The sequence below is a fragment of the Peterkaempfera podocarpi genome, assembly GCF_042466665.1.
In the GTDB taxonomy this organism is placed as follows: Bacteria; Actinomycetota; Actinomycetes; order Streptomycetales; family Streptomycetaceae; genus Peterkaempfera; species Peterkaempfera podocarpi.
On sequence record NZ_CP162102.1, the window covers coordinates 5,101,816 to 5,116,113 of the forward strand.

At 74.9% G+C, this 14,298-nt stretch carries 9 protein-coding genes and 1 pseudogene; 6 read left to right on the forward strand and 4 right to left on the reverse strand.

Annotated elements, in window-relative coordinates; genetic code table 11:
• Positions 1-307: 307 nt before the first annotated feature.
• Positions 308-1,682: pseudogene (locus AB0761_RS22510) on the reverse strand (SWIM zinc finger domain-containing protein).
• A gap of 361 nt (positions 1,683-2,043) precedes the next feature.
• Here AB0761_RS22510 and AB0761_RS22515 point away from each other — a divergent pair.
• From AB0761_RS22515 to AB0761_RS22525, 3 genes are read left to right on the forward strand one after another with little or no spacing between them, the layout of a single operon-like run.
• On the forward strand, positions 2,044-3,114 hold the full coding sequence (locus AB0761_RS22515; RefSeq protein WP_377274263.1) for an AAA family ATPase: 1,071 nt from the start codon (positions 2,044-2,046) through the stop codon (positions 3,112-3,114).
• Positions 3,115-5,829, forward strand: coding sequence for a DUF5682 family protein (locus tag AB0761_RS22520; protein ID WP_377270906.1), 2,715 nt, complete (start codon positions 3,115-3,117; stop codon positions 5,827-5,829). It abuts the gene before it with no gap.
• A complete protein-coding gene (locus tag AB0761_RS22525; protein WP_377270907.1) occupies positions 5,826-7,037 on the forward strand; it encodes a VWA domain-containing protein in 1,212 nt (403 codons plus the stop codon). Before AB0761_RS22520 ends, AB0761_RS22525 begins: the two co-directional genes overlap by 4 nt.
• Here the strand turns inward: AB0761_RS22525 and AB0761_RS22530 are convergent, their stop codons facing one another.
• Positions 7,038-7,691 (reverse strand): ATP-binding protein, encoded by a 654-nt coding sequence (locus AB0761_RS22530; protein WP_377270909.1) that lies wholly within the window; start codon positions 7,689-7,691, stop codon positions 7,038-7,040.
• 378 nt (positions 7,692-8,069) lie between these two features.
• Here AB0761_RS22530 and sucC point away from each other — a divergent pair, with 378 nt between their 5' ends.
• Entirely contained in the window at positions 8,070-9,245 is a 1,176-nt protein-coding gene (sucC, locus tag AB0761_RS22535) for an ADP-forming succinate--CoA ligase subunit beta (protein ID WP_377270910.1), read from the forward strand.
• 17 nt (positions 9,246-9,262) lie between these two features.
• Positions 9,263-10,147 carry a succinate--CoA ligase subunit alpha gene (gene sucD / locus AB0761_RS22540; RefSeq protein ID WP_377270911.1) on the forward strand — a complete coding sequence of 295 codons (885 nt, stop codon included), beginning with the start codon at positions 9,263-9,265 and terminating at the stop codon, positions 10,145-10,147.
• Positions 10,148-10,549: 402 nt separating this feature from the next.
• Here sucD and AB0761_RS22545 read toward each other — a convergent pair whose 3' ends face one another.
• Positions 10,550-11,596 carry an RNA polymerase sigma factor gene (locus tag AB0761_RS22545; RefSeq protein ID WP_377270912.1) on the reverse strand — a complete coding sequence of 349 codons (1,047 nt, stop codon included), beginning with the start codon at positions 11,594-11,596 and terminating at the stop codon, positions 10,550-10,552.
• A 150-nt stretch (positions 11,597-11,746) separates the two neighbouring features.
• Here AB0761_RS22545 and AB0761_RS22550 point away from each other — a divergent pair, with 150 nt between their 5' ends.
• On the forward strand, positions 11,747-13,117 hold the full coding sequence (locus AB0761_RS22550; protein WP_377270913.1) for a DUF6350 family protein: 1,371 nt from the start codon (positions 11,747-11,749) through the stop codon (positions 13,115-13,117).
• Between the two features lie 145 nt (positions 13,118-13,262).
• Here AB0761_RS22550 and AB0761_RS22555 read toward each other — a convergent pair whose 3' ends face one another.
• The gene (locus AB0761_RS22555) at positions 13,263-14,054 is read right to left on the reverse strand and encodes a hypothetical protein (protein WP_377270914.1); all 792 of its coding nucleotides are present in this window, start codon (positions 14,052-14,054) and stop codon (positions 13,263-13,265) included.
• Positions 14,055-14,298 lie beyond the last annotated feature (244 nt).

Genomic DNA, 14,298 nt, shown 5'->3' on the forward strand with positions numbered 1-14,298 from the left:
ACGGAGAGCCCTACTCGCCGGGGGTACGGGGCGCCGTGCCCCGGACCGGGCACCGGCCGGGCCCCGCATGGCGCGGACGGTCCCGTGCAAAGCGGCGGAGTGGCGGAGCGGGGAACCGTACGGCAGGCCCCACGCCGGGTGGCGCACCCGACGCGCCGCTCGCCGCGGCGTCGCACGGCGCATGGTGGGCGGCTGCGGACCTCCCTGCGCCCCTCGGACGGTCTGCCGCGCCTGCTCCCCGTGCCCCGGGACGGCAGGGCGGGGCTGCCTCCGTGGGAGCGCGTCGGCGCGCGCGTGCGGATGTGGTTCACGGGCAGAGCCCCGTCGCCGTGCCCGCGGCGTCCCAGACGGTCACCGGGCTGAAACCGCGGTGACCGCACTCGCCGAAGACGGTCACCGGCCGCCCCCCGGAGACCGCGGCCAGCCGCCAGAGGCCTGCCCCGGCCGCCGCCCCGCGCCGCCGGACGGGTATCGCAAGGCCGCCCGCTGCGTCCGCCAGACGCCACCCCTGCTCGGTGGGCACCGGCACCACTCCGCCCAGCACCACCGGCCAGGATTCCAGCCAGGGCTCGTCGGCCAGTGCCGCCCCGTACTCGGCCAGCGCGCCGTCCACGGAGATGCCCGGCGGCACCGCCTCAGCCGGCGGCGGGGTGACCGGTGGCGGATGTCCGGTGCCCAGGACGGCGCGCAGCGGGCGCACTGCGGGTGGTAGGCCAGGTCCGCCTCCACCGTGCGGCCGGTCGGCAGGGCGAGGTCGGGCGCCTGCCCCGGCCGGCCGAAGGAGAGCAGCAGGGCGGTGCGGCCCGTCCCGGCGCCCCTGAGCCACAGCCGGCGGGTGGTCAGCCGGTCGTCGGCGGTCTCCCGGACGCCCAGCACCAGCCAGCGGTCGCGGACGCGGGGGCCTCGCAGTACTTCGGCGCTCTCCACGGTGAAGCCGACGCGGGCGCGCACGGTCGCAGCGAGCGGCGCGGGCAGCCCTTCGATCCGCCCGTAGGCGGAGGCGAGCAGGTCCAGCAGGGCGTACCGCTCCAGCAGCCGGCCCGGCCAGCCCGGACCGGAGGCCGGCTCGGTCGCCAACTCCCGGACCAGGGCGGCCAGACCGGGGGCCTGGGCGTCGACCATGCGGGCGGCCACATCGTCCCAGGCGGCGTACCCGGTGTGCTCCTCTCCGGCCAGCCCGCCGCGCAACCGGTCGGCGAGCCGGGCCCGCAGCTCGGCCGCACCCGCGGCGACCCGTGCGGCCCGGCGCTCGGCCCGGCGGCGGGCCGCCTCGGGGTCGGCGGGCGCGGCCTCGGTGTGTGCGGTCGCCCGCTTCTCCTGCTGCTCCGCGCGCTGCCGCCGGGCGGCCAGCCAGTCGGCGGCCCACTCGGCCGGCTCCCCGGCGTCCGGTACCGACTCCGGGCCGGACGCCCACAGCAGCAGCAGGCCCAGCGCGTGCTTGCAGGGGAACTTGCGGCTCGGGCAGCTGCACGAGTACGCGGGCGCCGCCAGATCCACGGTGGTGCGATAGACGGCACTGCCGCTGCCCCTGCATTCGCCCCACACCGCGCCGGCCGCGGCGCCCGCCCGGGACCAGGGCAGGGGGAGGAGAGTTTGGCCGCGGCCTTCTGTGACGCTGCGTCAGGAGCCAGCGCCAGTACGTGCTCCGCCGTCCAGCGGGCCTCGTTCGACGTCACCGACATGCCTGCGACGGTAGGCGCCGCCACTGACAGACGGGGTGCGGGCCGCCTCCCGGGGGATCGGACCGGACGCGTTGTCAGTGCTGTGGTGCATGGTGGTTCATGCAGGCCGGGAACGCCGGTTCGACAGCGGTGCGTGCACCGCTCCCCGGCAGGCCTGACCGTGGACTGCCCGCTGCGCACCCCATCCGCCCATGCTCCCCGTTCGACCGCCGCCGCGATTCCCCGCCACAGGTGTGCCCTGTGCGGCCCGCTGGAAGGAGCCCCCTTGACCACGCGAGCCCCCTCGACCACGCAGTCCACCACGGAGAGCGATCCGGAGACGGTCGTCCCCGGGCCGGCTGCCCCGGCCGCCGCCCCCGAGGTGCTGCGGCCGCACGCCGAGGACGCCTTCGCCGCGGAGCTCGCCGCCCTCGCCGCCCATGACGACCGGCCGCGCCCCGAGCGCTGGCGGCTGTCGCCCTGGGCCGTGGCCACCTATCTGCTGGGCGGCGAACTTCCGGACGGCACCGTGATCAGCCCCAAGTACGTCGGCCCGCGCCGCATTGTGGAGGTCGCCGTCACCACGCTGGCCACCGACCGGGCGCTGCTGCTGCTCGGAGTGCCCGGCACCGCCAAGACCTGGGTCTCGGAGCATCTGGCGGCCGCCGTGAGCGGTGACTCCACCCTGCTGGTGCAGGGCACCGCCGGCACCCCCGAGGAGGCCATCCGCTACGGGTGGAACTACGCCCAGCTGCTGGCCCACGGCCCCAGCCGCGACGCGCTGGTGCCCTCGCCGGTGATGCGGGCCATGGCGGACGGCAGGATCGCCCGGGTCGAGGAGCTCACCCGGATCCCGGCGGATGTGCAGGACACCCTGATCACCATCCTGTCGGAGAAGACCCTGCCGGTGCCCGAGCTCGGCGGTGAGACCCAGGCGGTGCGCGGCTTCAATCTGATCGCCACCGCCAACGACCGGGACCGCGGGGTCAATGAGCTCTCCAGCGCGCTGCGCCGTCGGTTCAACACCGTCGTGCTCCCGCTGCCCGCCTCGGTGGAGGACGAGGTGGACATCGTCTCCCGACGGGTCCGGCAGCTCGGCCGCTCCCTCGACCTGCCCGACCTGCCCGACGGCGCCGAGGAGATCCGCCGTGTGGTCACCGTCTTCCGCGAGCTGCGCGACGGCGTCACCGCGGACGGCCGCACCAGGGTCAAGTCGCCCACCGGCACACTCTCCACAGCCGAGGCCATCTCCGTGGTCACCAGCGGCATAGCGCTCGCTGCCCACTTCGGCGACGGTGTGCTGCGCTCCGCTGACGTCGCGGCCGGCATCCTCGGCGCGGTGGTCCGCGACCCGGCCGGGGACCGGGTGGTGTGGCAGGAGTATCTGGAGACCGTGGTGCGTGAGCGCGACGGATGGAAGGACTTCTACCGCGCCTGCCGGGAGGTGAGCTGAATGGCCGCCGGGGCACCGCGGGCCACCGTGCTCGGCGTACGGCACCACGGGCCCGGCTCGGCGCGTGCGGTGGCCGCCGCGCTGGCCCGCATCGAGCCGGACGCGGTGCTGATCGAGGGCCCGCCGGAGGCCGATCCGATCCTCGCCCTGGCGGGGGAGAAGGACATGGTGCCGCCCGTCGCGCTGCTGGCGCATGCGGTGGACGAACCGTCACGGGCGGCGTTCTGGCCCTTCGCCTCGTTCTCGCCGGAGTGGGTCGCCCTGCGGTTCGCGGTGGAGCGGTCTCTACCCGTCTACTTCATCGACCTTCCCGCGGCGTACGGGTTCGCCCTCGCCGCCGCGCGGGAGCAGGCGGCGGCGCCGCAGCCGGGCGTGGCACCGGAGGGGAGTGTCCCGCCCGCCGCTGCCCCGCCGGGTGATGCTGCACCCGCCATGCCCCCGCCCGACGCGCCGACCGGTGCCGCACCCGCCTCCGCTCCGCCCGTCCAGCCCTCGGTGACGGATCCGATCGCCGCCCTGGCAGCGGCGGCCGGTCATGACGACCCCGAGCGCTGGTGGGAGGACGTCATCGAGCACCGCCTGCCGCACCGGCCGGGCGCTGACGACGATCCGCTTGCCCCGTTCCGGGCCGTCGCCGACGCCATGGCGGCACTGCGTCCGCAGCCCCCCGGCGGTGCCCCGGACCCCGGCGGTCTGCCGGACGACGCACTGCGCGAGGCCCATATGCGGCAGCGGATCCGGGCGGTGCAGCGGGCCGGGCACAACCGTGTCGCCGTGATCTGCGGCGCCTGGCATGTGCCCGCGCTGGAGCGGATGCCCACCGCGACGCACGACCGGGAGCTGCTCAGAGCGCTGCCGCGCAGACCGAGGACCGAGATCACCTGGGTGCCCTGGACGCACCGGCGGCTCGCCCAGCACACCGGCTACGGGGCCGGTATCGCCTCGCCCGGCTGGTACCACCATCTCTTCACCGCCCCCGACCGCCCGATCGCCCGCTGGATGACCCATGCCGCCGGGCTGCTCCGGGAGGCCGACCATCCGGTCTCCTCCGCCCATGTGATCGAGGCGGTGCGGCTGGCCGAGGCTCTGGCGGCCATGCGCGGCCGCCCGCTCGCGGGTCTCAGCGAGACCCTGGATGCGGTCCGCGCCGTGCTGGGCGACGGTTCGGAGACCGCCCTGGCGCTGGTCCACGACCGCCTGGTGGTGGGCGACGCCCTGGGCGGGGTCCCCGACACCGCCCCCGCGGTACCGCTGCAGCGTGACCTCACCAGGCAGCAGCGCAGTCTCCGGCTGCGGCCCGATCCCGCCGAGCGCGATCTCGACCTGGATCTCCGCAAGGAGACCGACGCCCACCGCAGCCGGCTGCTGCACCGGCTCAGGCTGCTGGGCATCCCCTGGGGCGAGCCCGCCCGTTCAGCCGTCGGCAGCACCGGGACCTTCCGTGAGACCTGGCGGCTGAGCTGGGATCCCGAGCTGGCCGTGCGAGTGGTGGAGGCCGCCTCCTGGGGCACCACCGTCGAGGCTGCAGCCGCGGCCAGGGCCGCCGACGGTGCCATCAGAGCCACGACGCTCGCCGAGGTCACGGCGCTGGCCGAGGCCTGCCTGCTCGCCGATCTGCCGGACGCCCTGCCTACGGTGATGAGGGTGCTCGCCGACCGGGCGGCGCTGGACACCGACGTCGCCCATCTGGCCGAGGCGCTGCCCGCCCTGGTGCGGTCGCTGCGCTACGGCGATGTGCGGGGCACCGACGCCGGGGCGCTGCGTGAGGTCGCCGAAGGGCTGGCGGTGCGGGTGTGCATCGGCCTGCCACCCGCCTGCACCGGGCTGGACGGAGCGGGCGCCGCCGCGATGCGGGTCCACCTGGATGCCGTGCACGGCGCCGTCGGTCTGCTCGGTGACGGTCCGGCACCGTCCGCGCCGCCGGAGCCACAGCCACAGCTGCCGCAAGCACCGTCGTCGCCGGGCTCTCAGATGCAGCCCGTGCCGCTCTCCTCGGCAGCGCCGACCCCCACCCGGGGGCCGACGGCAGCGGAGTCCGGGATCCGGGACCGCTGGGCGGCCGCCCTGCTGTCGCTGGCCCGCCGGACGCCCTCCGGCAGCCTCGCCACCGGTGTGCCAGGGCTGCTGCGCGGCCGCGCCGTACGACTGCTGCTGGACGACGGCCGGCTCTCCACCGAGGAGGCGGCCCGCCGGATGGGGCTGTCCCTCTCCACCGCGGCCGGACCGGCCGACGCGGCCGGCTGGGCGGAGGGCTTCCTGGCGGGCGGAGGCATGCTGCTCGTCCATGACGACCGGCTGCTCGCGCTGCTGGACGACTGGATCTCCTCGGTGCCGGGCGACGCCTTCACCGATGTGCTGCCGCTGCTGCGCCGCACCTTCTCGTCGTTCGAGGCGGGGGTGCGTCGCACGGTGGGGGAGCGGATCCGCACCACCGCCGGCCCTGGTGGCGGCGACCCCGGCCTCCCGATACGGCCGGCGGCTGCCGCCGGGTCCGGCTTCTCCACGGAACCCGACCTTGCCCGCGCGGACGCCGCCCTCGCCACCGTCTCCCTGCTGCTGGGCCTCACCACGCGGTCCGAGGCCGGGCAGCCACCGGCCGGCGGCCCGCCCGCCGAACCGCACTCGTCGCCGCCGCTGCCGTTGTCGCCGTCGCCGTCCCCGTCAGCGCCCGTTGCCGGACCGGCATCCGTACCCGAGAGGAGCCCCCGCAGATGACCACTCCGCCCATGGACGCCCCCATCGACGACGAGCGCCTGCGCCGCTGGCGACTGGTCCTGGGCGGCGAGCAGGACGGCACCGGCTGCCGGCTCGGCGGCCGGGACGCCGCCATGGACCGCGCTCTGGCGGCCCTCTACCGCAGCGGGCAGGGCCAGGCCCCGGCCGGAGCCGACCGGAGCGGTGCCCGCAGCGCGGGGCTGGGCGGCTCGGCCCCCCAGGTGGCCCGATGGCTCGGCGACATCCGGGAGTACTTCCCCACCTCCGTGGTGCAGCTGATGCAGCAGGACGCCATCGACCGGCTGGGTCTCTCCCGTCTGCTGCTGGAACCCGAGATGCTGGCCGCGGTCGAGCCCGATGTGCACCTGGTCGGCACCCTGCTGTCGCTGCGCCACGCCCTCCCGGAGACCACCCGGGAGACCGCCAGGGCGGTGGTCGGCAGGGTCGTGACCGACCTGGAGCGCCGCCTGGCCGACCGCACCCGGGCCGCTGTCGGAGGAGCACTCGACCGCACCGCCCGCACCGAGCGCCCGCGCCACCGGGACATCGACTGGGACCGGACGATCCGTGCCAATCTCCGGCACTACCTGCCGCCCGAGGGGGACCGGACCGCGGGCACCGTGGTCCCCGAACGGCTGATCGGCTACGCCAGGGCCCGCAGGGCCGTCCGCAAGGATGTGATCCTCTGTATCGACCAGTCGGGCTCGATGGCCGCGTCGGTGGTCCATTCGGCGGTCTTCGGCGCGGTCCTGGCCTCCATGCGGTCGCTGAGCACCCGACTGGTGGTCTTCGACACCTCGGTGGTCGACCTCACCGAGCAGCTCACCGATCCGGTGGACGTGCTCTTTGCCACCAGGCTGGGCGGTGGCACCGACATCAACCGGGCGCTCGGCTACTGCCAGTCGAGGATCACCCGTCCGAGCGAGACCGTGGTGGTCCTGATCAGCGACCTCTACGAGGGGGGCATCCGGGACGGCATGCTGAGGAGGGTGGCCGCGATGAAGGCTGCGGGGGTGCAGTTCGTCGCACTGCTGGCGCTCTCCGACGAGGGCGCGCCGTCCTACGACCGCGACCACGCCGCCGCACTGGCAGCCCTGGGGGCGCCCGCGTTCGCCTGTACCCCTGACCACTTCCCCGAGATCATGGCCGCGGCGCTGGAACGCAGACCGCTCCCGATACCCGACGAGGGCCTCCTCGGCCCCGGCTGATCAGGAGGCCCGCAGCGTCACCGGCATGGGCAGTGCGACCCAGACGGTCTTACCCGAGAGCCCGGGCCGGGGCACGGTGCCCCATGCCTCGGCGAAGGTCTCCACCAGCAGCATGCCCCGGCCGTGCTCGTCCTCGTCGTCGGCGGGGGCCACGGCCGGCAGCCGCAGTCGCCCCTCGTCGTCCACCTCCAGGAAGAGGGTCTGCTGTGCACTCCAGATCCGGCAGTGCACCCGGTGACTGTCCGTGTGCATCACGGCATTGCCCACCAGTTCGGAGATGCACAGCTCGGCATCGCCGACCAGGTCGTCGGCCAGCCGCCACATGGCCGCGGTGATCCGGACGAAGCGGCGGGCCGTGGAGACGGCCTCGGGTGCCCCGGGCAGGGTTGCTGCGGCCTGGCGGTCCATCGGCCACACCGTGCGCGCCGCACCCAGTGTGGCGGCCCGCTCCGGACCGCCCGGCGCCCCGCTCGGCTCTCGGTCCGGCGCCCCGCCCGGCACTCCGGCGGGGCCGGCGTCCGGCTGCGCGTCCGGCTGCGCGTCCGGCCCGTTGTCGGGGCCGCCACGGAAGTCAGGGTCGCTCTCGGGGTCGCTCTCGGAATCGGAGCCCTGGTCCGCGCGGCGGCTCCGGGCGCGGTGACGTGCGCTGTGCATCAAACGTCCACTACGCTGAGTGATGGATCTGTTACCGATCCACGGTCCCGGAGCGGAATGCCAAAAGCAAGCTGCATGAAGGACTTGTCGGCCTTGTGTGAGGTTTCCGGGTGCGCCTCCGGGGCGCATGAGGTGTCGCGCACGCCCGTTGTGATGGTTCTCACGAACGCAGAGGCCCCTCCGGTTGAAAGGTCCCTGTCGCACGGGGATAGCCTGCAAGACGGACATGCCGCGTGCTCGGCCGACGTGTGCGCCCGTAGCGATGTGGTGGACGCAAGGTTTCCTGCGTACCTCTCTCGTCACGAAAACCACAGCGACGACCCCACGGCGGCACGCTCACAGACACACAACCGCGATCACGAACAAGGACGGACGCGCGTGGACCTGTTCGAGTACCAGGCGAGGGACCTCTTCGCCAAGCACGGTGTACCGGTGCTGGACGGTGAAGTCATCGACACCCCGGAGGCCGCGCGCGCCATTGCGGAGCGCTTCGGCGGCCGGGCCGTCGTCAAGGCGCAGGTCAAGACTGGCGGCCGCGGCAAGGCCGGCGGCGTGAAGCTGGCCTCCGACCCCGAGGACGCCGTGGCCAAGGCCGGCCAGATCCTGGGTATGGACATCAAGGGCCACACGGTCCACAAGGTGATGCTGGCCGCCACCGCGGACATCAAGGACGAGTACTACGTCTCGTTCCTGCTGGACCGTAGCAACCGCACCTTCCTGGCCATGGCCTCCGTCGAGGGCGGCGTGGAGATCGAGGAGGTCGCGGTCAACAACCCCACCGCGCTCGCCAAGATCCCGGTCGACGCCAACGAGGGCTGCACCCCGGAGAAGGCCGCCGAGATCGTCGCCGCGGCGAAGTTCCCGGCGGAGATCGCGGACCAGGTCGCCGAGGTCCTGCAGACCCTGTGGAAGGTCTTCGTCGCCGAGGACGCCCTGCTGGTCGAGGTCAACCCGCTGATCAAGTCCGGTGACGGCAAGATCATCGCGCTGGACGGCAAGGTCTCCCTGGACGCCAACGCCGACTTCCGCCAGCCGGAGCACGAGGCGCTCGAGGACAAGGCCGCGGCCAACCCGCTGGAGGCCGCAGCCAAGGCCAAGGGCCTGAACTACGTCAAGCTCGAGGGCGAGGTCGGCATCATCGGCAACGGCGCGGGGCTCGTCATGAGCACCCTGGACGTCGTCGCCTACGCCGGCGAGGCCCACGGCGGCGTCAAGCCCGCCAACTTCCTGGACATCGGCGGCGGCGCCTCCGCCGAGGTGATGGCGAACGGCCTGGAGATCATCCTGGGCGACCCGGACGTCAAGTCCGTCTTCGTCAACGTCTTCGGCGGCATCACCGCATGCGACGCAGTGGCCAACGGCATCGTGCAGGCCCTGGAGCTGCTCAAGTCCAAGGGCGAGGACGTCACCAAGCCGCTGGTCGTCCGGCTGGACGGCAACAACGCGGAGCTCGGTCGGCAGATCCTGACCGACGCGAACCACCCGCTGGTGCAGCAGGTGGACACCATGGACGGAGCGGCCGACAAGGCCGCCGAGCTCGCGGCTGCGAAGTAAGGAACTCGGTCAACACCATGGCTATCTTCCTCACCAAGGAAAGCAAGGTCATCGTCCAGGGCATGACCGGCTCCGAGGGCATGAAGCACACCCGCCGCATGCTCGCCTCCGGCACCGCCATCGTCGGTGGCGTGAACCCCCGCAAGGCCGGCCAGAAGGTCGACGTCGACGGCAACGAGGTACCGGTCTTCGGCACCGTCAAGGAGGCCATGGAGGCCACCGGCGCGGACGTCACCGTCATCTTCGTCCCCCCGAAGTTCACCAAGGACGCCGTCGTCGAGGCCATCGACGCCGAGATCGGCCTGGCCGTCGTGATCACCGAGGGCGTGCCGGTCCACGACACCGCCGCCTTCTGGGCCCACGCCGGTGCCAAGGGCAACAAGACCCGCATCATCGGCCCCAACTGCCCCGGTCTGATCAGCCCCGGACAGTCCAACGCCGGCATCATCCCGGCCGACATCACCTCGGCCGGCCGGATCGGCCTGGTGTCCAAGTCCGGCACCCTGACCTACCAGATGATGTACGAGCTGAGCGACCTCGGCTTCTCCTCTGCGGTGGGCATCGGCGGTGACCCGATCATCGGCACCACCCACATCGACGCCCTGCAGGCGTTCCAGGACGACCCCGACACCGACCTGATCGTGATGATCGGCGAGATCGGCGGCGACGCCGAGGAGCGTGCCGCGGCGTACATCAAGGAGCACATCACCAAGCCGGTCGTCGGCTACGTGGCGGGCTTCACCGCGCCCGAGGGCAAGACCATGGGCCACGCCGGCGCCATCGTCTCCGGCTCCTCCGGCACCGCGCAGGCCAAGAAGGAGGCGCTGGAGGCCGCGGGCGTGAAGGTCGGCAAGACCCCGTCCGAGACCGCCCGCCTGGCCCGCCAGCTCCTCAAGGGCTGAGCAGGCTCCGCAGCAGTACTCACCGAGGGCGCTCCGCCCCGGGCCTCACGGTCCGGCGCGGGGCGCCCTCGGCGCGTCCGCACCGGTTGCCGGGCGGGGACCGCTGAGGTTCCGGGGCGGAGCGCCCGGCACGGCGTCGAGTCCGTCGATCCGCACGCCGGTCGATCCGCCCAGGCTGCGGCTCCGCCCCCGCTGCGGCTCCGCCCCGCTCCGTATCCGGTGGCACCCGCTGTCGCCGTCGGGGTCAGCAGGCGTCGGCCGGCCAGCCGCCGGGGCGGGGCGCCCGGCACGGCGTCGAGTCCGTCGATCGGCACGCCGGTCGATCCGCCCAGGCTGCGGCTCCGCCCCCGCTGCGGCTCCGCCCCGCTCCGTATCCGGTGGCACCCGCTGTCGCCGTCGGGGTCAGCAGGCGTCGGCCGGCCAGCCGCCGGGGCAGGCCGGCGCGGGGTCCGGCGTCCGGGAGTGGTCCACCAACAGCTGCGAGGGTCCGAAGCCCAGCGCGGTCGCCAGGATGCACAGCAGCGCCGTCGCGACCAGCGCACCGGCCGCACCGGTGAGCACCCGCGTCCGCCGGGCGCTCTGCCTCCGCACCTTCTCGGGGGGAACGGAGGGGACCGAGCTGCACCCCCGGCGTGCGGTCTCACGCAGCCGCCCGCCGAGCCCCGCAGTGGCCGCCGTCGCCGAGCCCGCCCCGGCGGCCGTCGGCAGGGTTGTCGCCAGGGCCTCCGTGACAGCAGCCCGGGCGCCCGCGATCCGAGCCTCAGCGGCGGGGGTGCTGGACTCCGCCTCCAAGGCCACCGCAGCGGTGTCCAACCCCGCCATCTCATGCAGTACCAGGGCGCTGCGCTGCACCCCCGTCAGCCCACGGAGCGCAGCCAGCAGCACCTGCTCGACCTCGCCCGGCGGGCACCCGCCGCCCGCCTCCACAGCCTCGTCCGCCTCCGCGCCCTCGGCCGTCCCCACTGTCTCCGCCGTCCCCACTGCCTCGGCCGTCCCCACTGTCTCCGCCGTCCCCGCAGCCTCCACCACCGCCGCCACGGCCCCTCCGCGCCGAGACCGCCGCTTCTCAAGCCGCCCGATGCCATGAAGTCGCCCGATGTCGTGCCAGGGCGCCAGCGCGTCGGCGTGCACCGCCGCCCGTACCCAGCGCTGCGGCTCCGGGTCGGCCGCGACCTCGGGCCAGTCGGCCCAGGCCGCTGCGAAGGCCCGCCGGACGCAGGCCGACGCCCGTTCGGCAGCACCGGTGAGCAGATAGGCCTGCCACAGCAGCGGCTCCACAGTGGCGGCGTACAGACCGTCGAAGGCGGCCCGGTCCGCTTCGGTGCGGTGGTTCCGTACGGCCTCCCGCAGCCCGGCCGCCGACCAGCCCCCGGAGGTGCCTCCCGAGGGGGCGTCTCCCCAGGTCGGCCACCGGGTCGGAGAGGTGCGCCGGGTCGGAGATGTGAGCATAGGCATATGATCAGCGACACGTCGGGCATCCTGCACCTCACTGAGCAAAACGGATGATCCTGCCACCATGGGCGGACATGACCCCTCTGATCGGCTTCCGGGCACCTCAGCCGCCGCCCGGTGGTCCCCGGTCCGCCCGGGGACCAACCGGTGGCGGCCGTCCGGGTGGGCCTGACCGCCGGAGCCGCCGCCGCACTGGCCGGCCTGCTGCTGGTCGCAGTGCCGTTGCTGACGCTCTGGATCGTCTCCCCCTATGTGCAGGACGGCGCCAAGGGATCCCTCCGGCTGGCCTCCTGCCTCTGGCTGCTCGCCCATGGCGCGGACCTGGTCCGCGCCACCCCCACCGGCGTCGCCGCCACCTCGGCCGTCCCCATGCCGGCGATCCCCACCCCCGCCCTGCCCACCCCCGGCGAGGTCCCCGGTACCGCCACCGCGCCGGTGGGCGTGGTGCCGCTGCTGCTGACCGCCGCGATCGTCGTCCTGCTCTTCCGCGCAGGCCGCCGCGCAGGCCGGTCGCTGCGCTTCCCGGCCGTACCGGCTCCGGCAGCCGTGGCCCGGGCCCTGACGACCGCCGTACTGGCGGTCTGCGGCGGCTACACCGCGGTGGCGGCCGGTGTCGCGGCCCTCGCCGCCGGAGACGGCATGCTGAGGGCCCGCCCGCTCCCGGCCCTCGCCGCCGTGCTGGTCGTGGCGGCGGCGGGGGCGGCCGCCGGGGTGCGCTCCGCCACCGGTCCCTGGGGCGCGCTGCTGCGGCACCCCGCGCTGCGGCTGCGGGCGCTGCTGCGACCGTACGAGGAACCCTCGCTGCGGCCGGCCGGTGGACTGCTGCCCGGATGGGCCTTCCCGGTGGCCGCGGGCGCCGCACTGCTGCGTGCGGCAGCGGCTGCCTGCGCCGCGCTGCTGGGCGGGGGAGCGGTGGTCCTCGGCTGTGCGCTGGTCCTCCACGGGAACGCCGCCGGCCGTACCGTTCTGGCGCTGGCCCCGGATGCCCCCGGCCAGGCCGGACTGCTGCTGCTCTGCCTGGCCCTCTACCCGGACGCCGTGGTGTGGGCCGCCTCCTATGCCCTCGGACCGGGGTTCACCCTGGGCCTGGGCAGCACCGTGGCGCCGTACGGCACGGCCCTCGGCGACACCCCGGTGTTCCCGCTGCTGGCTGCGCTGCCCCATCCGGCGACAACGCCGGCCGTGGCCGGCCCGCTCGGCTGGTCCGCCCTGGCCGTGCCCGCGCTGGCAGGCGTCGCGCTGGCCGCGGTCCTCGGCCGGGCGGCCGCCGGGGCCCGCTGGCACCCGGTGGCCACCGCTGTGGCGGCGGTCTGTGCGGCCCTGCTCACCGGAGCGGTGGTCGCCCTGTGCGCGGCCGCCTCGGGCGGGGCGCTGGGCGTGGACCGGCTGGCGTCCCTGGGCCCGCCGGCCTGGCGGACAGGTGCCGCGGCAGCGGCCTGGACCGCCGCGGTCGGGGTGCCCGGGGTGCTGCTCACCCGCTTTGCGCTGCGCGGCAGGGCGCGGGCGTCCCGTCGCTGAAGCCGGGCCGGCCCTGCCACTCGTTTGGAAAGCCCGCCCCGCCGCGTCCGGGCCGCCCCGCCCCGCCGCGTCCGGCCCGCCCCGCCGCGTCCGCCCGCCCCGTCCGCCCCGCCCTGCCTCGCGCCCGCCGCCGCCGGCCCGACGGTCAGCCGTTGTTGACGTTGTCCGCCTTCTGCAGCCAGTCGGGGATCAGCTTGCTGCAGCTGTGCTGCGCCTTCTGGGTCAGTGCGTCCGACACGCAGTCGTAGTAGTCCTTGTACGCCAGCTGGAGTCCCCAGGAGGCCGCGACCATCACCAGCGCCACCCCGCCGGTCACCAGCCCGCCGAGAGCCGCGGGCAGCTGCGGCCGGGCCTGGCGGGGGGCTGCCCAGCCGGGCGGCGGCAGCGGGGCCGGCTGCCGTCCGGTGGGCGGCGGTGCGGGGGGCAGCGACGTGCTGCCGGCGAAACTGCCGGCGGAACCGGCGCCGGGGCGCTGGTCGGCGCCTGCGGCGGCGGGGGCCTTGGGAGTGCCGCGCAGCGCGCTGATGCCCCAGTAGACAGCGAGCGCGCCGAGCAGCAGCCCCACATAGGGCAGGTTGAAGATCATGAAGAACAGGCCCCACATGCCCGAGAGCAGTGCGTAGCGCGCCCGGCGCTGCACCGGGTCGGTGGGGTCGTAGCGCTGCTGGGGCCCGCTGGGCGGATAGGGGCCGCCCGGCGGGCGGCCCTGCCAGCCGGGGCTCCAGGGGTGCGGCGGCGGTACGGGCGGGCGGCCGCCGGGCCCGTTGCCGTCGTCCGGCCGGTCGCCCTCGCCGGCGTGGGGGGACGGCGGGGTGCTCCGCGGGTCGGTGCCGCCGGTGGGCGGCTGGGGCGCACGCGGCTGCCAGGGCCGGTCGGGTGCGTCCGCCGGCGGCGGCGCGAAGGGGTCGCGCTCGCCTGTGCTGTTGCCGCTGCTCATCAGTCGTCCGTCCGTCTTCCCCGCTGATCGGTGTGCATCGCTGTGCCCGCCTGGTGCCGGCCCGAAGGCCGGTCTCCCCCCAATGATCCCGCAGCAACGGGTGGGAGGTGCGCCCTGTCTCCTGTCGGCCGGCGGGGGGCGGCCCGCCGGAGTCCCGTACGCAACGCTAAGCCCCGGTGGCCTTCGGGGTGTTCCCGGGTGGCGGGCCGGTTGGGCGAGATCCTTACCTCATCTACGCGCGTTG